Genomic DNA, 20,241 nt, shown 5'->3' on the forward strand with positions numbered 1-20,241 from the left:
ACCGCTGTTAGGGTGACGTGCGCTCGTCAATGAGCGCTTGCTCTACCACTTTCAACGGGGATTCAAACATGAAGATTCGTCATGTCCGCGCGATCGCGGTCTTCGGCATCGCCGTCGTCGCCCTGACCGGTGCCCGCGGCTCCCACGGCGGCAGCTGCGGCGGCAGCAGCTCCGGCAGCAGCTCCTCCAGCGGCGGCAGCAACCACAGCGACAACGACGGCGGCTCGGGCAGCTCCTCCGGCGGCTCGGTACCCGGCGGCTCCAGCAGCGCCAACAAGGCCGAGCGCGACGTCACCATCGACGAGTGCACGTACGACTCCGCGACCAAGAACCTCGTCGCCCGCGTCAGCGTGAACAACGACGGCGTGCTCGACTACGACTACAGCATCACCATGAGGTTCACCGGCGGCACCGCCACCCCGGCCACCGCGACCAAGACGGGCATCGCCGTCGCCGCCGGCGCCACCGAGAAGGCCGAACTCACCACCCCGTACACCGGATCCGGCGACGGCTCCGAGTACACCAAGTGCGAGGTCTCCCGGGCCTCCCGCTCCTGACGCCGACGGCCGCCCCGCCCCGGAACGGGGACGGGCGGCCGTCCGCGGGGCGCACCGGGCGGAGCGGCCTCACCCCGTCCGCACCAGAAGGGCCACCGGGCGGTCCGCGAAGAGTTCGGCGAGCTTGAGCTCGGTGGCGGCGCCGCCGGTGAACTCGCGCACGCCGTCCAGGACGTCCGACCAGCACCCGTCCGGAAGGACGAGCTCGGTGTCCTGCCAGCCGCCCGCCTCGGCGAGGCGGAGGGACAGGCGGGTGACGGCGGTCACCACCGTGTCCGAGCGCGAGAAGGCGAGGCAGTGGTCCGCCGCCGGGCCGGTCGCGGTCAGCGGGACGTACGTGCCGCCGGGGCCGAAGGCCTCCGGGCGGGCGCGGCGCAGCCCGAGCGCGGCGCGGACCAGGGCGGTCCGGTCGTCGTCCGGGCCGATCGCGAACGGGGCGCGGTTGTCCGGGTCGACGAGGGCGCGGTACTCCCGCTCGGTGTTCTGGTAGAGCTCCGGAACCCCCGGCATCGTCAGCTGCGCGAGGGCCGCTCCGAGCGCGTGCGCGCGGATGTGGGGCTCCAGGGCGAACGCCGCCTCCGAGGCCGCCCGCAGCGGGATCCGGCCGGGCCCGGCCGCGGCGAAGTCGGCGACGGCCCGCTCGTACGCCGGATCGGGCTCGGTCCAGCTGGTCCGCAGCCCCGCCTCGCGGACGGACTTGAGGATCGCGGGGACGAGCCGGTCCGCGTCCGGTGCTCCGAAGCCGAAGGCCGTCTGCCAGGCCGTCCACGCCACGTGCGGATCGGGTGCCGGCACCCCCGCGACCTCCGCGAGGAGGTCCGCCCACACCCGCGGGCACTGGGCGAGCACCGCGACGGCGGCCCGGACGTCCGCGCTGCGCTTGGTGTCGTGCGTGGAGAGCACGGTGCCGGTGGCGGGCCAGTCGCGGGCGATCCGCAGGCAGTACGCGTGGAACTCCTCCACCGACACGGCCGGGTGGCCGGCGTCGCCGCCCACCTCGTTGGCCGACAGCAGCGGCGTGTAGCGGTAGAAGGCGGTGTCCTCCACCGACTTGGCCCGCAGCGCCGAAGAGGTCTGGGCGAACCGCGCCCGGAACGCCCGGTGCTCGAGCCCGTCACCGCGCGCGCCGAGCGCCAGGTCCCGTACGACGTCGACCGCCGCCGCCTCCTCGGGCACCGCGAACGCGGCCTTCGCGCCGCGCGCGGCCTCCGGGGTCAGCACCTCCTCGCCGCCGGTCCGGTAGGTGCGGTAGACCGGGACGCGGACGAGGAGTTCGCGGATCGCGGTGGCGAGCGCCCAGGGGGCATGGTCGCGGAGCGCGGGGTCGGCGGCGCAGATCCGGTCCGCGACGCGGGTCAGCGCGGCCGTCTCGGAGGCCAGGTCATGGGTGACGACCTCGTACGCGGCGCGCCGCGCGGTCGCCTCCCAGTGGCCGCCCCGGTCCGCCGCCTTGCCGACGAACTCACGGTAGAGGTCGGCCAGTTCCTCGGCGCCGACGGGGTCGGTGAACACGCCGTCGAGCTGTCGGAGCGCGTCGTATCCGGTGGTGCCGGCGACGGGCCAGGCGGCGGGCAGGGTCTCCGGTCCGGTGAGGATCTTCTCGACCACCGTCCAGCAGCGGCCGCCGGTCGCCGCCGCGAGGTCCTCCAGGTAGCCCTGCGGGTCGGCCAGCCCGTCCGGGTGGTCGATGCGCAGCCCCTCGACCACCCCGTCCGCGACCAGCTCCACGATCTTCGCGTGGGTCGCCGCGAACACCTCGGGGTCCTCCACCCGCACCCCGATGAGGTCCGAGACGGTGAAGAACCGCCGGTAGTCGAGCTCGGTGCGGGCGAGGCGCCACCATCCGAGCCGGTACCACTGGGCGTCGAGCAGCTCGTCGAGCGGCATCGCCTCGGTGCCCGGCCGCAGCGGGAACTCCTGCCCGTCCAGGTGCAGGGAGCCGCCGGAGACGCGCATCCGGTCGCGCACCTCGGGGAGCCGTGCGGGCAGCACCGGGAGCAGCATCCGGCCGTCCCCGGCCCGCCAGTCGATGTCGAACCAGCGGGCGTACGGCGAGTCGGGGCCGTCACGGAGGACGGCGCGCAGCGCGGGGTTGTGCCGGGGGGAGGCCGCCATGTGATTGGGCACCAGGTCCACCACGAGGCCGAGCCCGTGCGCCCTGGCGGTCGCGGACAGCGCCCGCAGCCCTTCCTCGCCGCCCAGCTCGGCCCGTACGAACCGGTGGTCGGTCACGTCGTAGCCGTGGGCGGAGCCGGGCACGGCCTCCAGGACCGGCGACAGGTGGAGGTGCGAGACCCCGAGCCCGGCGAGGTGCGGCACGGCACGCTCGGCGGCCTCGAAGGGGAACTCCGGCTGGAGCTGGAGGCGGTAGGTCGCGGTGGGGACGGGGACGGGGACGGGGGCGCCGGCGGGCGGCGGGGGCGGGGCGGACGGGACCGGGAGGAAGGTCATGCGAACGTACGTACCCCGTCGGAGGGCTTCTGTGTCATCGCCCCATGCACCCGTTCGTGTGCATCGCGTTACGTTCGCGTGATGCTCCGGATGTATCGCGACACGCTGTCCCTGCTCGGAACGGCCCTGCCGGTCCTCTCCTTCCTCGGCCGGCTGCCCACCGCCATGTGCCAGCTCGGCAGCCTGCTCCTGGTCGCCGAGACGAGCGGCTCCCTCGCCACGGCGGGTCTCACGGGCGGCGCCCTCGCGGCCGGGCAGACCGCCGCGGGGCCACTCGTCGGACGCCTCGCCGACCGGCACGGGCAGCGCGGGGTCGTCCTCGCCGCCTCCCTGGCGAACGCGGTCGCCGTCGCCGCCCTGGTCCTCGCCGCGCTCGCCCGGGCGCCCACGGCCGGGCTGATGGCGCTCGGCGTCCTCGCCGGCGCCACCGTCCCGCAGGTCGGACCCCTCGCCCGGACCCGGTCGGTGGCCCTCGCCCGCCGGTCCGGGGCGGACGACCGGCTCGTCGGCGCGGTGCTCTCCTTCGAGGGGACCCTCGACGAGGTGTCCTTCGTCCTCGGCCCGGCCTTCGTCGGCCTCGCCGCGGCCCTCGCCCACCCGGCCGCCGCCCTCCTCGCGGCCGCGCTCCTGCTCCTCGTCTGCGGCTCCGCCTTCGCCCTGCACCCCACGGCCCGGGCCACCGCCCCCGAGCCGTCCGCTTCCACCCGGAAGAGTGCCGCCGAACGGACGCGGCTGCCGGCATCGGCGTACGCCCTGCGGGGCACGATGGTGCTCCAGGGCGCCATGTTCGGCGCCTCCCAGGCCGGGATCACCGCGTTCACCGAGGAGCTCGGCGCGCCCGCCCAGGCCGGCCTGGTCTACGCGGCCATGGGCGTGATGAGCGCCGCCGTCGGGCTCTCGATGGCCGCCGTCCCCGCCCGCGTCGGTCCGGCGACCCGCTGGCGCGCCGCCACCGCCGGGCTCGTCGTGCTCTCCGTGCCGCTGCTGTTCGTCGGCTCCCTCGGCGCGCTGTACGCGGTGGTCGTCGTCCTCGGCGCGGCCTACGCCCCGCACCTCATCACCGTCTTCGGACTGACCGAGCGGACCGTGCCCGCCACCCGGCTCGCCGAGTCCATGGCGTTCCTGACCAGCGGGATCGTCGGCGGTCAGGCGCTCGCCCTGGCGCTCTCCGGCCGGCTCGCCGAGGGCCACGGAGCCCCCGCCGCCTTCGCGGTGGCGGTGGGGGCGGCCGTGGCCTGCGCGGTGCTGTCCTGGTCGGTACGGGTGCCGGCCCCCGCCACCGTCGTACGCGAGGTCAGGCCGGCCGCCGCAGAACGGTCAGGCTGAGCGGCGCCAGCGTCACGCGCTCGCCGCCCGCGAGCTCCGGGCCCTCCCGGGGCGGCATGCCCTCCGGGTCGGAGGTGTCCACGACCGTCCGCCAGCAGCGGCCGTGGCCGTCCGGGACGGCGAACTCCAGCTCCTTCGCCGAGGCGTTGAACATCAGCAGGAAGGAGTCGTCGGCGATCCGCTCGCCCTGGGGACCCGGCTCCGAGATCGCGTTGCCGTTGAGGAAGACGGTCAGCGCCTGGGCGTGCGCCGCCTGCCAGTCGCGGGACGTCATCTCCTCGCCCTCGGGCGTGAACCAGGCGATGTCGGTGAGCTCGTCGTGGGTGCCCTCCACCGGCCGCCCGTGGAAGAAGCGGCGCCGCCGGAAGACCGGATGGTCCCGGCGCAGCCGGACCATCGCGCGCGTGAAGCGGAGCAGCGTGCCCTCGGTCTCGCTGTTCTCCTTCGGCCAGCGCACCCAGGAGACCTCGTTGTCCTGGCAGTACGCGTTGTTGTTGCCGCCCTGCGTCCGGCCGAACTCGTCGCCGTGGCTGAGCATCGGCACGCCCTGCGACAGCATGAGCGTCGCGAGGAAGTTGCGCGTCTGCCGGGCGCGCAGCTCGGCGATCCCGACGTCCTCGGTCTCGCCCTCCGCCCCGCAGTTCCAGGAGCGGTTGTGACTCTCGCCGTCCCGGTTGCCCTCGCCGTTCGCCTCGTTGTGCTTGTCGTTGTACGAGACGAGGTCGCGCAGCGTGAAGCCGTCGTGGCAGGTCACGAAGTTGACCGAGGCCAGGGGGCGCCTGCCGTCGTCCTGGTAGAGGTCGGACGAGCCGGTCAGCCGGGACGCGAACTCGGCGAGCGTGCGCGGCTCGCCCCGCCACAGGTCCCGCACGCAGTCGCGGTACTTGCCGTTCCACTCGGTCCACAGCGGCGGGAAGTTGCCGACCTGGTAGCCGCCCTCGCCGACGTCCCACGGCTCGGCGATCAGCTTCACCTGGCTCACCACCGGGTCCTGCTGCACCAGGTCGAAGAACGACGACAGCCGGTCCACCTCGTGGAACTGGCGGGCCAGGGTGGCCGCCAGGTCGAAGCGGAAGCCGTCCACGTGCATCTCGGTCACCCAGTACCGCAGGCTGTCCATGATCAGCTGGAGCACGTGGGGGGAGCGCATGAGCAGCGAGTTCCCCGTGCCGGTGGTGTCCATGTAGTAGCGGGGGTCGTCCGCGAGCCGGTAGTACGAGGGGTTGTCCAGGCCCCGCATGGAGAGCGTCGGGCCCAGGTGGTTGCCCTCGGCGGTGTGGTTGTAGACCACGTCGAGGATGACCTCGATCCCTGCCTTGTGCAGGGCCCGCACCGCAGACTTGAACTCCAGGACCTGCTGGCCCCGGTCGCCCCAGGACGCGTACGCGTTGTGCGGGGCGAAGAAGCCGATCGTGTTGTAGCCCCAGTAGTTGGAGAGCCCCGCGTCCACCAGCCGGTGGTCGTTCACGAACTGGTGAACGGGCATCAGCTCCAGCGCCGTCACGCCCAGTTTCTTCAGATGGCCGATCACCGAGGGGTGCGCGAGCCCGGCGTACGTGCCGCGCAGCTCCTCGGGGAGGTCCGGGTGGAGCATCGTCAGGCCCTTCACATGGGCCTCGTAGATCACCGTGTGGTGGTACTCGGTGCGCGGGCGCCGGTCGTCGCCCCAGTCGAAGTACGGGTTGACCACGACCGAGGTCATCGTGTGCGGGCCCGAGTCGAGGTCGTTGCGCGCGTCCGGCCGCCCGAACGGGTAGCCGTACACCGCCTCGCCCCACTTGACCTGCCCCGACACCGCGCGCGCGTACGGGTCGAGGAGCAGCTTCGCCGCGTTGCACCGCAGCCCGCGGTCCGGGGCGTACGGGCCGTGCACCCGGAACCCGTACCGCTGACCCGGCATCACGCCCGGCAGATAGGCGTGCCGGACGAACGCGTCCGTCTCGCGCAGCTCCACCGCCGTCTCCGAGCCGTCGTCATGGAGCAGACACAGCTCGATCCTGTGGGCGGCCTCCGAGAAGACCGCGAAGTTGGTGCCCGCTCCGTCGTAGGTGGCGCCCAGGGGGTACGCCTTTCCCGGCCAGACCTGCATGGATACGAATCTTCCTCTTCTGTCCGGGTTGATGAAGTGCTCTTCGGCCAGATCCTGCCCGAAAGAGGGGCAACCTCCTAGGACTTCGCCCCGTCCTACCGGGTGACCGTAGGACCAAGAGGGGGATAGAGGGGGAAGTGTGTACGAAATAGCACGCCGCCACCTGGGGAAGGTGGTGGCCGGAGCGGCCATGGCGGTGACGGGAACCGCCGTCGCGGTCGCGGTCACCCTGCCGGCCTCGGCGGGGGCCGAGGGCACGCCGGGCGGGCGCGGCACCGCCGCGGTGGGGGCGGACACGGCCGGGACGTCCGGCGCCGCCTCCGCAGGCGCGTCCACCGGGCAGGGCGAGGCGGGCGCGCGGGCCGCCGGCTCCGCCCCGCCGCCGGCGACGGTGGCGCCGCCGCCGGTCGAGGGGGCCCGGGGAGTGGGCAGCGACCCGCTCACCGACGACGAGCTCGCCCGGGCCGAGGCGCTGGCGCTGACCCCGCCCGCGGCGGCCGCCCAGGAGAACGTCGAGGGCGGCCGCGGGCCGCAGCACCTCACCACCGAGCTCGCCGACCCGCAGCCGGGCGACGACACGCGCCGCGCCGACGTGCGCTTCTACGACTACGCGCGCGACGAGCTCATCACCCGGACCGTCAACCTCGACACGGGGAAGGTCGAGAAGTCCGGTGCGCAGAAGGGCGTCCAGCCCTCCGCCCACCCCGAGGAGCTGCGCGAGGCCCTGGAGCTGATCCTCGCGAGCCCGCTCGGCAAGGGCGTCAAGGAGGACTACAAGGACGCCACCGGCAAGGAGCTCACCTCCACCGCCCAGCTGTGGTTCAACGGCGACGCCTACCGCCCCTACCGCGAGGCCGACGTGCCCCCGCAGCTCGTCCGCTGCGGTGAGCACCGCTGCGTCCGGCTCGTCACCAAGGTCCTCAACGGGGCCTGGATCGACACCCGGAACCTGATCGTCGACCTCTCCGCGAGGACCGTCACCCGCGTCGGCTGACCACCGCCGCCCCGGCCCTCTCCTGCCGCCTTCCGTACGAGGGAGTACGTTCCCATGTCCACCCAGCACAGCCCGGCCACCCGACAGACGCGACGCGTCCGCGGGCGGGGCGCCGCCCTGACCGCGGCCGCCCTGCTCGGCACCGCCACGGCCGCCGCCGGCCCCGCGACCGCCGCACCCACCCCGCCCCCGCCCCGCACCGCGTACGCGGCGGGTCCCGACTGCTCCTCCGCCTACCGCATCATGCAGAAGCTCGACGGCGGTGCCAGCTGGCGCATGTGCTGGCGCTACAGCACCGACGCCGGTCTCGTCCTGGACAAGATCACCTACCAGCCGCCCGGCACGGCCGCCCCCGTCAAGGTCCTCGCCAGCGCCCGGCTCGCCCAGATCCACGTGCCGTACGACGACGGCGTCTCCGAGTACGACGACCTCACCGGCGCGGGCTTCGGCTGGGGCCTGCAGGCCCTCAAGCCCGCCGAGTGCCCCGGCGGCACCCTCACCACGATCAAGGTGCCCGAGGCCGGCGACGTCAAGGGCCTGTGCACCACGACCCGGGCCCGCGGCCACGCCTACCGCATGGCCAGCGACAGCGGCTCCAAGGTCTGGCACGCCCAGGCCAAGGACCTGCTCGTCTACACCGTGAACAAGGTCGGCTGGTACGAGTACATCACCGAGTGGCGGTTCTCCGCCGACGGCACCATCGGCGCCAACGTCGGTGCCACCGGCAGCCTTTCTCCGGTCGACTACAACGCCACCGACGGCCGCGGCTGGCCCCTCGGCAAGGGCGCCCGCGGCTACGCCACCAGCCACGCCCACAACGTCTTCTGGAAGCTGGACTTCGGCCTCGACGGCTCCACCAAGGACCGGATCGAGCAGTTCGACTCCACCGTCACCCCGGCCCCCGCGGGCGGCGGCGGACCGACCGTGACGACCAAGCGCACCGTCGTCACCAAGGAGCTCGCCGGGGACGCCAAGAACATGCGCTGGTGGCGCGTGGTCAGCGGCACCGGCACCAACGCCGACGGCCACGCCCGCTCGTACGAGATCGTGCCCGGCCACAGCGACACCCACGCGGGCCGCGGCTTCACCAAGCACGACGTGTACTTCACCCAGGCCCGCGCCTGCGAGCAGTACGCGAGCGACAACATCGGCAACTGCGCCCCCAACGCCGGTAACAGCGTCGACAAATGGGTCAACGGCGAGACCCTGACCAAGCCGTCCGTGTGGGTCAACATCGGGTTCCACCACATCGCCCGGGACGAGGACCAGCAGCCGATGCCGGTCCACTGGCAGGGCTTCCAGCTCGCGCCCAGGGACCTAACCGCTATGAATCCGCTCACTCCGTCCGATCTCGCCTCACAGAACGGACAGCCCGATCTGGGCAGTTGAGCAAGCAGCCTGACGATCCTGCTGCACCGCCTCCCGCTCCCGGAGTACCCTTCCTTGATCGTTGTCAGAGTGGTCGAAACGGGCTTCCAGGAGCAGAAGGCGGTGCGCGGGTGAGCTCGGGAGGTCTGGAGCTGCCCCCAGGTGACGCGGGTCACGAAGGGGGGCCGGCCGACCCCGCCGAGGCGCCGACCGGAACGGTCGCACCGCCCGGCGCGGTCACCGTCGCCCGGCCGGTCGAGATCGGCGCGGAACTCGACTGGGGCGCCGAGGCCTGGAGCGAGGTGCGCACCCGCGCCCAGCGGGCCGGGCGCGCCTACATCTGGCTGAACCTCGTCGAACAGCGGCTGCGGGCCGTGGTCGCCGCCGTCCTGCGACCCGTGTACGAACCCGTGCACGGCGAGGAGTGGGTGGTGGCCGCGGCCGGACCGGCCGGCCAGGAGTGGGTCCAGCGCGCGGTCGCCGTCCGCGAGGTCTCCCGGCGCAAGGGCTACCTCCTCGACCCGGCCGACGACAACGTGCTCAGCTTCCTGACGCTGCCCCAGCTCCGCGAGCTGATGGTGCAGCACTGGCCCTGCTTCGAGCCCTACTTCGACGACCGGCGCGAGGTCGAACTCGCCCTCGACGAGCTGGAGGTCACGCGGAACGTGGTCTCCCGCAACCGGGCCCTGTCGCTCACCGTCCTCGCCCAGTCCGAACGGGCCTCCGCCCGCATCCTGGAGATCCTCGGCAGCGGCGCCGGAGTGCCGTCCGCCGACCGGCTGCCCGTGGACGCCGTCGAGGACCTCGTCGGCGACCGGTACGCCGACGTCGTCTCCGTCCACCCCGACCGGGTCCGGCTCCAGCGGCAGCTGCCCGCAGAGGACCTCTTCGGCGGCGCCCGCCGCCTCGACGCCACCGGCATAGGCCTCAACCTGCTCGTGCAGAACTTCTCCGGCCGCCGCATGGTCCGGCTCGCCGAGTCCGGCTGCCGGGTCCGGCTCCTCTTCCTCAACCCGGCGAGCAGCGCCGTCAAGCGGCGCGAGCGCGAGCTCGGCCTCAAGAAGGGCGAGCTGAGCCGCTCCGTCGAGATGAACATCCTGCACATGCGCCGGGTCCGCTCGAAGCTGCGCGACCCGGGCGCCTTCCAGATCCACGTCTTCGACGAGACCCCCCGGTTCACCGCCTACCTGGTGGACGGGGACGGCCCGGACGGCGTCGGCGTCGTCCAGTCCTACCTGCGCCGGGCCCGCGGCATGGAGGCACCGGTCCTCGTGCTGCGCGGCGGCGGCCGGAACGTGGTCCGGCACGGGCAGGCCTCCCGTGACGGGGATCACGGCCTCTTCGAGACGTACCGGGAGGAATTCGAGTCGGTCTGGCTCGACTCCCGCCCCGTCTCCTGAGCCCCCGCCGGGGGCAGCCGGAGGCGTTGTCAGTGGTGCGTGCGAGGGTGGTCAGCACCACGGGGGAGATCACGTAAGGAGGACCCGATGGCTTGGCACGACGACACGCTGGTCGGCTTCGACCTGGAGACGACCGGCACCGAACCGCTGGAGGCCCGTATCGTCACGGCCTCGATCGTCGAGGTCGACGGCGGGGGGCGGGTCACACGCCGGCGGGACTGGCTCGCCGACCCGGGCATCCGCATCCCGGAGCAGGCCACCGCGATCCACGGCATCAGCACCGAGCGCGCGGCGGCCGAGGGCCGGCCGGTGCGCGAGGTCGCCGACGAGATCGCGAAGGCCCTCGCCGAGTACTGGGAGGACGGTGTCCCGGTCGTGGCGTACAACGCCTCCTTCGACCTCACCCTCCTCGCCGCCGAGCTGCGCCGCCACGGACTGCCCTCCCTGGAGGAGCGGCTGGGCGGGACGGCCATCGGCCCTGTCGTCGACCCCTACACCATCGACCGCGCCGTCGACCGCTACCGGCGCGGCAAGCGGACCCTGGAAGCCGTCTGCGCCGAGTACGGCGTCGTGCTCGAAGCCGCCCACCAGGCCGCCGCCGACGCGCTGGCCGCCGTCCGGGTCGCCGTCGCGATAGCCGAGCGGCACCCGCAGGTGGCCGGCCTCGACCTCGCCGAGCTGCACGACCGCCAGATCGGCTGGTACCGCGCCTGGGCCGAGAACTTCCAGGCCTTCCTGCGCGGCAAGGGCGACGCGGAAGCCGTCGTCGACCCCACGTGGCCCCTGCGCGCGGCGATCGCGGCGGCGGTCTAGAGACCCCCTGGGACACCCCCTGGGACACCCCCTGGGACACCCCCGGGAGCCTCCAGGCGGCGGTGCGGGCCTCGCCGGGGGCGATCCGCCAGGGTGAGCGGCTCGTGGGTGATGACGCGGCCGTGTCGTCGGGGCCGACGTCGAAGAGGCAGGCCACGAGCGTCGCCGAGGCCGCGGACGGTGAGCGTGAGCTCGGGGGTGCCCCGGACGCGACGGGCCGGACCGCCCGCGCCGGCCTGGAGGGGGCGCTGGTCCGGACGGCGAGGTGCCGCCGGTCGCCGACGGACCCGGGAGCCGAGCCGTCAGGAGTTCTCCTTGAGAAAGGACAGCAGCAGGTCGCTCACCCGCTCCGGCTGGTCCAGCTGGAGCCAGTGACCGGCCTCCTCGACACGCTCGTAGCGCCAGGACCCCTGGACGAACTCGCCCGTGCCCTCCATCGACCGCTCGGTCAGGAAGCGGTCGCCGGTGGACCACAGGCCCATGACCGGCAGGGTCGTCGGCAGCGGGACCACCGGCGGGCCGGCACCGAACTGGACCTCCGGCGGGAGACCGGCGCGGTAGATGTCCAGTGCGGCCGTGAGGGCGCCGGGGGCGCGCAGCGGCTCGATCACGGCCTCCGCGTCGGGATGCTCGGCCAGCATCTCGCGCAGGTTGGCGAAGTCGTCCCGCGCCAGCCAGTCCTCGGCGACCCCGGCCAGCTGGAACAGCAGCATGTACCAGGACCGCTGCCTCTGCTCCCAGCCGGCGGCCCGGAAAGAGCCCAGGTGACCCACCGACAGCAGGCTCAGGCTGCGCACCCGGTCCGGCACCACACCGGCGAGACCCTGGACGATGCCGGAGCCCCAGTCGTGGCCGACCAGATGGACCCGGTCGAGGTCCAGCCGGGCGAGGAGCTGGAGCAGGTCGCCGACGTGCTTCGCCGGGTGGAACGCCTCCGGGCCGCCCTCGGGACGGTCCGACGCGCCGAAGCCCCGCAGCGTCGGCGTGACGCACCGGAATCCGGCGGCGGTGAGCGCCGCGACCTGATGGCGCCACAGGTGGTGGCTGTCGGGGAAGCCGTGCACGAGCAGCACGGCGGGCCCCTCGCCGCTCACCTCGACGTCGAGGGACACCTCGGACAGTTCGACACGCATCTCGACACCCCGTTCATCGGGCCGGATTCGGCACCGGCCATGATGTCAGAACGGGTACCAGCGGACCTCGGCGTCGCCCTCCCGCAGCGAGGCCACCCGGCGCTCGAATTCGGCCAGCGCCTTCGGATTGACCGGCGCGTGCTGCGCCACCCACGCACAGCTCGCGGTCTCCCGCGCGCCGCGCAGCACCGCGCACCCCTCCCACTCCCGGACGTCCCAGCCGTACGCCTCCGTGAAGGCGTCGTAGGCGGCCGGGTCGAGGCCGTACCGGTCCCGGGAGAGGGCGAGCACCACGAGGTCGTGCTCGCGCAGATCCGACGAGAAGGTCTCCAGGTCCACCAGGACCGGGCCGTCCGGGCCGACGTGAACGTTCCGGGGGAGGGCGTCGCCGTGGACCGGGCCCGGCGCCAGACGCGGGGTCAGGGCGGCGGCCGCCGGGGCGAAGGAGTCGCGCCGCTCCCGCAGGAACGCGGCGTCCGCCGGATCGATCGCGTCGCCCGCGAGCCGCAGCCACCGCTCGACCCCGCCGAGCAGGTCACGGCGCGGAAGGGCGAGGTCCGCCGGCTCGGGCAGCGCGTGCACCGCCCGGAGCAGCGGGGCCAGATCGCGCGGCTCGGCCGGCCGGACCGCGTCGGGCAGCCGGTGCCAGACGGTGACCGGGTGCCCCTCGACCAGACGGGGCTTCTCCTCGGCGGCCCGCACGGCAGGCACCCCCGCCGCCTCCAGCCACGACGCCAGCGCCAGTTCCCGCTCCGCCCGCCCGAACAGCTCGGCGTCCCGGCCCACTTTCACCACCAGGCCGCCCACCGCGAAGACCGCGTTCTCCCCCAGGGCGAGCAGCCGCGCCTCCGCGACCGGCAGCCCCGCCGCCGCCAGGATCTCCCGCGCCCGAGCCTCGTCCATCGACCTCTCCCTCACCCGTGTGTTTGCGCCAAAGTCTCGCATCCGCGCAGCTCACGGCGTAGCTCGCCTTGACGGGCCGACGGGCCGTCAGGACCATGGCGGGGTTCCCACGGCGGCCGAGGCAGCGGACGGGGGTCGGATCGATGAGCTCGCTGACCGCGACGAAGCGACCGGGCAGGACGCGCCCCTCGCGCGCCGCCCGTGACGGACGCCCCCGCGGGCCCGACCTCGGCGCCTGGTTCCTGGTGCTCCCGGCCCTCCTGCCGATCCTCGTGCTCAGCGTCGGCCCGCTGCTCTACGGCATCGCGCTCGCCTTCACCGACGCCCAGTCGGGCCGCACCCGGGCCACCCAGTGGGTCGGCACCCTCAACTTCCAGGACCTGCTGCACGACACCCTCTTCTGGGACTCCTTCCGCATCGGGCTGCTCTGGGCCGTCGGTGTCACCGTCCCCCAGTTCCTGCTCGCCCTCGGCCTCGCCCTGCTGCTCGACCAGAAGCTCCGCTTCCGCCCGCTGGCGCGGGCGCTTGCCATCGTGCCCTGGGCGATGCCCGAGGTCGTCGTCGGCATCATGTGGCGGCTCGTCTACCACCCCGACGCCGGCATCCTCAACGAGACCCTGCGGAACCTGGGCCTCGGCGAAGGCCACGACTGGCTCTCCGGCCTCGCCACCGCCCTCCCCGCGGTGCTCGTCGTCGGCGTCTGGGCCGGGATGCCGCAGACCACCGTCGCCCTGCTCGCCGGACTCCAGAACACCCCGCGCGACCTCCACGAGGCCGCGGCCCTCGACGGCGCCGGCGCCTGGCGCCGCTTCCGCGCCGTCACCTGGCCCGCGCTGAGACCGGTGGCCCTCGCCATCACCGCCCTCAACCTCATCTGGAACTTCAACTCCTTCGCCCTGGTCTACGTGCTGACCAGCGGCGGCCCGGGCGGCCGGACCCGGCTGCCCATGCTCTTCGCCTACGAAGAGGCCTTCCGCTACGGACAGTTCGGGTACGCCGCCGCGATGGGCTGCGTCATGGTCGCCGCCGTCTCGGTGCTCATCGCCCTCTCCCTCGTACGCCGTCTGAAAGGGGACCAGGACCGGTGAGCACCCTCAAGGCGGGCGGACCCGCGCGGATCGGCCAGTACCTCGCCCTCCTCGCGTACCTGGTCTTCCTCGCCTTCCCCTTCCTCTGGCTGCTCTCCGCCGCCTTCAAGCCCGCGCCCGAGCTGGCCTCGCTGCACCCCACCTGGATCCCGCGGGACCCCACGCTCGCCAACTTCCGGCAGGCCTTCGACGAGCAGCCGCTGCTCAGGGCCGCCGGGAACAGTCTGGTGGCGGCGGTCGCCGCGGCCGTGATCGCGGTGGCCGTGGCGACACCGCTCGCCTACGTGACGGCCCGGCACCGCGGCCGGCTCGCCTCGGCCGCCACCGGCTGGGTGGTGATCAGCCAGGCCTTCCCCTTCGTCCTGGTGATCATCCCGCTCTTCCTCGTCCTCAAGAACCTGCGCCTGGTCGACAGCGTCGCCGGCCTCGTCCTGGTCTACGTGGTCTGGTCGCTGCCCTTCGCCCTCTGGATGCTGACGGGGTACGTACGGGCCGTCCCGGCCGAACTGGAGGAGGCCGCGGCCGTCGACGGCGCCGGCCGGCTCCGTACCCTCGTCTCGGTCACCGCCCCGCTGCTCGGCCCCGGGATCGTCGCCACCGCGCTGTTCGCCTTCGTCACCGCGTGGAACGAGTTCTTCTTCGCCCTCGTCCTCCTCAAGTCCCCGGAGAAGCAGACCCTGCCGGTCGTCCTCACCCACTTCCTCGGCGCCGAGGGCGTCGCCGACCTCGGACCGCTGGCCGCGGCGGCCTTCCTCGCGACCCTGCCGTCCCTCGTCGTCTTCGCCGTCCTCCAGAGACGGATCACGGGCGGGATGCTCGCCGGGGCGGTGAAGTCATGAGACGCGCCCTCGCCCTTCTCGCCCTCCTCGCCCTGCTGGTGACCGGCTGCGGCGCGGGCTCCGACGGCCCCGACGACGGGGTCGTGCGGCTCCGCTTCCAGTCGCTCGCCTGGCAGAAGGAGTCCGTCGACGCCAACAGGCAGCTGGTGAAGGAGTGGAACGCCGCCCACCCCGGCATCCAGGTCGAGTACGTCCAGGGCAGCTGGGACTCCGTCCACGACCAGCTCCTCACCTCCTTCGAGGGCGGCGAGGCGCCCGACATCATCCACGACGCCTCCGACGACCTCGGCGACTTCGCGTACGGCGGGGACCTCGCCGACCTGCGCCCGCTGCTCTCCGCGCGGCTGCTCGCCGACATCCCCGCCCGCAGCTGGGAGACCACCACCTTCGGCGAGGGCGTCCACGGCGTGCCCTTCCTCCAGGAACCGCGCGTGATCATCGCCAACCGCAGGATCCTGGAGTCCTCCGGCGTCCGCGTCCCCACCCCGGAACACCCCTGGACCTGGACCGAGTTCCGCCGGATCGCCCAGGACCTCACCCGGGCCATGGGCCCCGGCCGCCACGCCGTCGCCTGGCCGCTCAAGGAGCCCGTCTCCGTCAGTCTCAACCTCGGGCTCTCGGCGGGCGGCCGGCTCTTCCACCGGGGCGAGGACGGCCGGGTGACCGTCGACCTCGCCGAGGCCGACACCGTCGTCCCCGACACCATCCACGACCAGGTGGTCACCGACCGCACCGCCCCGCGCACGACGCTCGGCAGCGGCGGATCCGACACCCTGCCCGGCTTCTTCGCCGGCGAGTACGCCATGGTCCCGCTGGGCTTCGCCTACCGGCAGCAGATCGCGCAGCAGGCCCCCGCGGGTTTCGAATGGACCGTGCTGCCCGCCCCCGCCGGCAGCGCCGGACTCGCCCAGGGCGTCTCCCCGCAGACGCTGTCGATCGCCCAGGCCAGCCCCCACAAGAAGGAGGCGGCCGCGTTCCTCGACTTCTTCCTGCGTCCGGAGAACATGGTGCGGCTCGCCCGGGGCGACTGGATGCTGCCCACCGGCACGGCCGCGCTCGCCGATCCCTCCCTGCACACCGCACGCGACGGCTGGGCGGTCGGGGCCGCGGTCGCGCCGCATCTGCGGCCCGCGCCCGCGCAGGCGGTGCGCGGCTATCCGGAATGGAAGGACAAGGTGGCCACCCCGGCCTTCCAGGAGTACTACAGCGGAGCCGTCGACGCGGGCGAACTGCGCCGACGGCTGGTCACGGACGGGAACCGGGTCCTCGCCCGCTATCACCGCAAATGATGGATTCGCGATTACGAAACCTTGTTGAATAAGTCACAGATGGGTGAAGGGTCTTCTCCGCGATCCCCTTCATCGGCCAGTGTTCGAACCGGCCACCGTGCCGCCCCCCACGAGGCGCGGTGGCCGCCTAGATTGAGGCCATGACGAAGACGTACGCCGTGCTGCTCCGCGGCATCAACGTGAGCGGGCACCGGAAGGCGCCCATGGCGGAGCTCCGCGCGCTCCTCGAAGGCCTCGGGTACGGCGCCGTCCGCACCTACCTCCAGAGCGGGAACGCCGTCTTCACCACCGACTCGGGCGCCGGCGAGGACGAGCTCCGGGACGCCGTCGAGGCGGCGGTCGAGGACCGCTTCGGCTTCCGCGTCGACTGCCTCGTCCGCGGCGCCGACTACCTCGCCGCCGTCGCCGAGGCCTGCCCCTTCCCGGCCGCGGACCTCGAAGGCAAGCAGCTGCACGCCGTCTACTACTCCGGGCCCGCCGATCCCGAACGCTTCGCCGCGATCGACCGTGAGGCCTTCCTCCCCGAGGAGTTCGCACTCGGCGACCGGGTGCTCTACCTCCACACTCCCGACGGCCTCGGCAGGTCCCGGCTGAGCGATGCGGTCTCCCGCCCGTCCGTCGTGAAGGGCCTCGTCGCCACCGCCAGGAACTGGAACACGGTGGTCAGGCTCGTCGAGATGACCCGAGAGGGCTGAGCCCGAAGTGGCCCACTCACACGGCTCGTGATTGGACCACGGTGACAGGCCACCCCATGGCTAGATTCGACTGTATGACGAGCACCGAGTCCCAGCCCCGAACCCCCGCCCGCCCCACCGTCGACTTCTACTTCGACCCCGCCTGCCCCTTCGCCTGGATCACCTCCCGCTGGATGCTCGAGGTCGAGAACCACCGGGACATCGACCTCCGCTTCAAGGTCATGAGCCTGTACTTCCACAACCAGGGCAACACCCTGCCCGACTGGTACCGGGAGCTCGTCGACGCCTCCATCGGCCCGGTGCGGGTGGCGGTCGCGGCCGCCGAACAGCACGGCGAGGAGATCCTCCGCCCGCTCTACACCGCGTACGGCACCCGCATCCACGAGAAGAAGCAGAAGGACTTCGACGCCGTCGTCGCCGAGTCGCTCACCGAACTCGGCCTCCCGCCCGAACTCGCCGCCGCCGCCCACGACCCGGCCCACGACGAGCTCGTCCGCCGCAGCCACGACGCCGGCACGGAGCCCGGGTCGGGGGCGTACGTCGGCACCCCGACGATCCACGTCGACGGCACCGTCTGGTTCGGCCCCGTCCTGCGGGCCATCCCGCGCGGCGAGCGGGCCGCCGCACTCTTCGACAGCTTCCGGGTCCTCGCCGGCGACCCCGACCTGTTCGAGCTCAAGCGCACCCGCACGGGCGGGCTCGACTTCGCCTAGACGCACCGGACGGGACCCGGGGCGGGGCCGCCTCCCGCGAACGGGAGGCGGCCGGCGGCGGACCGCCCCGATCGCGCGTGGACTACCGCTGGAAGCCGTAGTCCAGCAGCTTCTTGACGTCGGCCGCCCGGTTCGCCTCGGACGGCGCGCCGAGCACCGCGCCGACGACCGTCTTGTTGCCGCGGGTGGCCGCGAAGACGAGGCAGTACTTGGCCTGGGGACCGGAGCCGGTCTTCAGGCCGATCGCGCCGCTGTAGGTGCTCAGGAGCTTGTTCGTGTTGCTCCACGCCATGTAGCGGTAGCCGCCGGACTTGGTGGTCACCTTCTGCGTCGTGGACTTCGTCTTGACGACGGTGCGGAACGTGGCGTCCTTCATCGCGCTGCTCGCGAGCTTCGTCAGGTCGCGCGGGGTCGAGTAGTTCTGCCCATTGCTTATTCCGTCGAACGAGTCGAAGTGCGTGTTCGTCATGCCGAGCTTCCGGGCCTCGTCGTTCATCTTCCCGATGAACGACTTGACCCGGGCCGCCCGCGTGGTGCCGGTGCCGAACTTGTCGGCCAGGGCGTAGGCCGCGTCGCACCCCGACGGCAGCATGAGGCCGTAGAGCAGCTGCCGGACGGTCACCTTGTCCCCGACGACGAGCCGGGCGGAGGAGGCGTTCCTGGAGACGATGTAGTCGCTGTAGGCCTTCTGGATCGTGACCTTGGAATCGAGGTTGAGGCCGCGCTGGGCCAGGACCACCCTGGCGGTCATGATCTTGGTGGTGGAACCGGTCGACCGCCGGGTGTCCGCCATCTTCGTGAACAGCGTCGCCCCCGTCCCGTTGTTCATGACGAAGCCGCCCGGAGCGGTGATCGACGGCGCGACCGGCGCGGCCTGTGCCTGCCCGGCGAAAACGCCTCCGGCCAGGACGGCCGAGACCGTCAGGGACGCGGTCACGGCACCGCGCACGCGGAGTGTCGAAGTGATCAAAATGTCTGCCCTTGGGAATCGATGTCCGCCGGGTCCGTACGGCCCGACGCACGGAAGACGAGTGAGAGGGCCCGAAGGATGTGCGTCCGGGGTCACGAACTTCACCACGTGTCGCGAAAGTTCAAGACCGGCACCGGCCGGGTCCGTAGCGTCGGCCGCATGAACGAGATCCACACCCACCTCACCGTCTGCGCCGCCGAGGCGAGCCGGGTCGCCCGCACCGTCACGGCCGGACAGCTCGCCGCCCCGTCCGTCTGCGCCGGCTGGACGGTCCGCGAACTCGCCAACCACCTGGTCCTCTACTCCGCGCACGGACTCGAACACCGCGCCCTGCGCACCCCGCTCCCCGAGGAGACCGTCGGGCGGGACTTCGCCGGCGAGGACGGCTGGGCCGAGGCGTACGCGGACCGGCTCGGCCGGGCCCTGGCCGCCTGGGAACGCCCCGGCGTCTGGGACGGCGAGGTCGACACCGGCTACGCCACGATGCCGGCCACCACGATCGCCTCACTGCTCGTGAAGGAACTGGCCCTGCACGGCTGGGACCTGGCCCGCTCCACCGGGCAGGACTTCGCCGTGCCCGAGGACACGGCGGTCTTCGTCCTCGGCGTCGTGGAGGAACACGCCGAGGTCTACCGGCAGTACGAGGGCTTCGCCACGCCCCTCGACGTCCCCGCCGACGCCCCGGCGTTCGACCGCGCCCTCGCGGCCAGCGGACGGGACCCGAAGCGGTAGTGGCCCCAAGCGGTAGTGGGCCCGGAGAGCCGTCGGGCCCGGAGAGCCGCTCGGCCTCGGAGAGCCGTCGGGCTCGAAGCGCCGCCGCTCGGCCCTGAAGCGCCGCTCGGCCCCGGAGAGCCGTCGGGCCCCGGAGGTCAGGCCGTCCTGGCGACCCGCGGACGGGCCGCCTGCGCCCCGTCGTACCGGTCCAGGAGCAGGCGCGCCAGCTCGGGAGAGGGGCCCAGGACGCCGGCGAGCACGTCCGCCTCCGCGGCGCCGGCCGCGATGCGGTCCGGGAGGCGGCCGGGGGCGATGACGTACGGGGCGACGGCCACCCGCCGGACGCCCGGCTCCGAGCGCAGCGCCCGGACGGCCTCGTCCGTACGGGGAAGGGATGCGGAGGCGAACGCGGGCCGCACGGAGCACCAACCGGTGCGCCGCAGCTCCCGCGCCGTTTCTGCGATCACCGCGATCGCCTCCGGGTCTGTGGAGCCCGCCGAGGCCAGGACGACCCCGGTCGCGCTCTTGTCGGCGGGCGTGAGCCCGGCCTCGTACAGCCGCCGCTCCACCGCCGCGATCAGCAGCGGGGAGGGGCCGAGCACCTCCGCCTGCCGGACGTCCAGGGACGGCGGCGCCTGGCGCAGTACGGCGGGGATGTCGGCCTTCGCGTGGAACGCGCGGGTCAGCAGCAGCGGCAGCGCCACCACCTCCCGCACCCCGTCGGCGGCGAGCCGTTCCAGCACCCCCGGCACCGACGGCAGGTTGAACTCCAGGAACGCCGTCTCCACGCGCAGCCCCGGCCGCAGCGCGCTGGCCCGGCGCACCAGCGCCTGGACGGTCGCCGCGTGCCGCGGGTCACGGCTGCCGTGGGCGACGACGAGGAGGACGGGGCGGTTCAC

The 20,241-nt window shown here is 73.2% G+C and carries 18 protein-coding genes; 12 read left to right on the forward strand and 6 right to left on the reverse strand.

Annotated elements, in window-relative coordinates:
- Positions 1-68 precede the first annotated feature (68 nt).
- Entirely contained in the window at positions 69-557 is a 489-nt protein-coding gene (locus AC067A_RS33935; RefSeq protein WP_479246991.1) for a hypothetical protein, read from the forward strand.
- 69 nt (positions 558-626) lie between these two features.
- Here the strand turns inward: AC067A_RS33935 and treY are convergent, their stop codons facing one another.
- On the reverse strand, positions 627-3,008 hold the full coding sequence (treY, locus tag AC067A_RS33940) for a malto-oligosyltrehalose synthase (RefSeq protein ID WP_479246993.1): 2,382 nt from the start codon (positions 3,006-3,008) through the stop codon (positions 627-629).
- Between the two features lie 90 nt (positions 3,009-3,098).
- Between treY and AC067A_RS33945 the strand changes: the two genes are divergently transcribed.
- Positions 3,099-4,334, forward strand: coding sequence for an MFS transporter (locus AC067A_RS33945; protein WP_479247031.1), 1,236 nt, complete (start codon positions 3,099-3,101; stop codon positions 4,332-4,334).
- On the opposite strand, the gene glgX is transcribed toward AC067A_RS33945, so the two are convergent.
- Positions 4,303-6,423 (reverse strand): glycogen debranching protein GlgX, encoded by a 2,121-nt coding sequence (gene glgX, locus AC067A_RS33950; RefSeq protein ID WP_479246995.1) that lies wholly within the window; start codon positions 6,421-6,423, stop codon positions 4,303-4,305. The two genes, AC067A_RS33945 and glgX, sit on opposite strands and share 32 nt — an antisense overlap.
- A gap of 190 nt (positions 6,424-6,613) precedes the next feature.
- On the opposite strand from glgX, the gene AC067A_RS33955 reads away from it, so the two are divergent.
- The 4 genes from AC067A_RS33955 (at position 6,614) to AC067A_RS33970 (ending at position 10,998) form a co-directional block, all read left to right on the forward strand.
- Positions 6,614-7,417 (forward strand): Tat pathway signal sequence domain protein, encoded by an 804-nt coding sequence (locus AC067A_RS33955; protein WP_479247033.1) that lies wholly within the window; start codon positions 6,614-6,616, stop codon positions 7,415-7,417.
- A gap of 54 nt (positions 7,418-7,471) precedes the next feature.
- Positions 7,472-8,806, forward strand: coding sequence for a copper amine oxidase (locus AC067A_RS33960; RefSeq protein ID WP_479246996.1), 1,335 nt, complete (start codon positions 7,472-7,474; stop codon positions 8,804-8,806).
- Positions 8,807-8,916: 110 nt separating this feature from the next.
- On the forward strand, positions 8,917-10,185 hold the full coding sequence (locus tag AC067A_RS33965; protein ID WP_479246998.1) for an SAV2148 family HEPN domain-containing protein: 1,269 nt from the start codon (positions 8,917-8,919) through the stop codon (positions 10,183-10,185).
- Between the two features lie 87 nt (positions 10,186-10,272).
- The gene (locus tag AC067A_RS33970; RefSeq protein WP_479247000.1) at positions 10,273-10,998 is read left to right on the forward strand and encodes an exonuclease domain-containing protein; all 726 of its coding nucleotides are present in this window, start codon (positions 10,273-10,275) and stop codon (positions 10,996-10,998) included.
- A gap of 302 nt (positions 10,999-11,300) precedes the next feature.
- Here AC067A_RS33970 and AC067A_RS33975 read toward each other — a convergent pair whose 3' ends face one another.
- Together AC067A_RS33975 and AC067A_RS33980 are read right to left on the reverse strand one after the other, a co-directional pair.
- A complete protein-coding gene (locus AC067A_RS33975) occupies positions 11,301-12,131 on the reverse strand; it encodes an alpha/beta fold hydrolase (RefSeq protein ID WP_479247001.1) in 831 nt (276 codons plus the stop codon).
- Between the two features lie 45 nt (positions 12,132-12,176).
- A complete protein-coding gene (locus AC067A_RS33980; protein ID WP_479247002.1) occupies positions 12,177-13,034 on the reverse strand; it encodes a phosphotransferase enzyme family protein in 858 nt (285 codons plus the stop codon).
- 143 nt (positions 13,035-13,177) lie between these two features.
- On the opposite strand from AC067A_RS33980, the gene AC067A_RS33985 reads away from it, so the two are divergent.
- The 5 genes from AC067A_RS33985 to AC067A_RS34005 all read left to right on the forward strand — a co-directional run bounded on the left by AC067A_RS33985 (position 13,178) and on the right by AC067A_RS34005 (position 17,658).
- The gene (locus tag AC067A_RS33985) at positions 13,178-14,122 is read left to right on the forward strand and encodes a carbohydrate ABC transporter permease (protein ID WP_479247004.1); all 945 of its coding nucleotides are present in this window, start codon (positions 13,178-13,180) and stop codon (positions 14,120-14,122) included.
- A complete protein-coding gene (locus AC067A_RS33990; RefSeq protein WP_479247005.1) occupies positions 14,119-14,961 on the forward strand; it encodes a carbohydrate ABC transporter permease in 843 nt (280 codons plus the stop codon). The genes AC067A_RS33985 and AC067A_RS33990 overlap by 4 nt, the downstream gene beginning before the upstream one ends.
- On the forward strand, positions 14,958-16,250 hold the full coding sequence (locus tag AC067A_RS33995) for an ABC transporter substrate-binding protein (protein WP_479247006.1): 1,293 nt from the start codon (positions 14,958-14,960) through the stop codon (positions 16,248-16,250). Before AC067A_RS33990 ends, AC067A_RS33995 begins: the two co-directional genes overlap by 4 nt.
- Positions 16,251-16,390: 140 nt before the next feature.
- Positions 16,391-16,945, forward strand: a complete 555-nt coding sequence (locus tag AC067A_RS34000; protein ID WP_479247007.1) for a DUF1697 domain-containing protein — start codon at positions 16,391-16,393, stop codon at positions 16,943-16,945.
- Positions 16,946-17,019: 74 nt separating this feature from the next.
- Positions 17,020-17,658 carry a mycothiol-dependent nitroreductase Rv2466c family protein gene (locus AC067A_RS34005; protein ID WP_479247009.1) on the forward strand — a complete coding sequence of 213 codons (639 nt, stop codon included), beginning with the start codon at positions 17,020-17,022 and terminating at the stop codon, positions 17,656-17,658.
- 82 nt (positions 17,659-17,740) lie between these two features.
- Here AC067A_RS34005 and AC067A_RS34010 read toward each other — a convergent pair whose 3' ends face one another.
- Positions 17,741-18,607, reverse strand: a complete 867-nt coding sequence (locus AC067A_RS34010) for a D-alanyl-D-alanine carboxypeptidase family protein (protein WP_479247012.1) — start codon at positions 18,605-18,607, stop codon at positions 17,741-17,743.
- A 180-nt stretch (positions 18,608-18,787) separates the two neighbouring features.
- Here AC067A_RS34010 and AC067A_RS34015 point away from each other — a divergent pair, with 180 nt between their 5' ends.
- Positions 18,788-19,360, forward strand: coding sequence for a TIGR03086 family metal-binding protein (locus tag AC067A_RS34015; RefSeq protein WP_479247014.1), 573 nt, complete (start codon positions 18,788-18,790; stop codon positions 19,358-19,360).
- Between the two features lie 137 nt (positions 19,361-19,497).
- On the opposite strand, the gene AC067A_RS34020 is transcribed toward AC067A_RS34015, so the two are convergent.
- Positions 19,498-20,241, reverse strand: coding sequence for a sirohydrochlorin chelatase (locus AC067A_RS34020; protein ID WP_479247016.1), 744 nt, complete (start codon positions 20,239-20,241; stop codon positions 19,498-19,500).

The sequence above is a fragment of the Streptomyces sp. NPDC043176 genome (assembly GCF_056436715.1).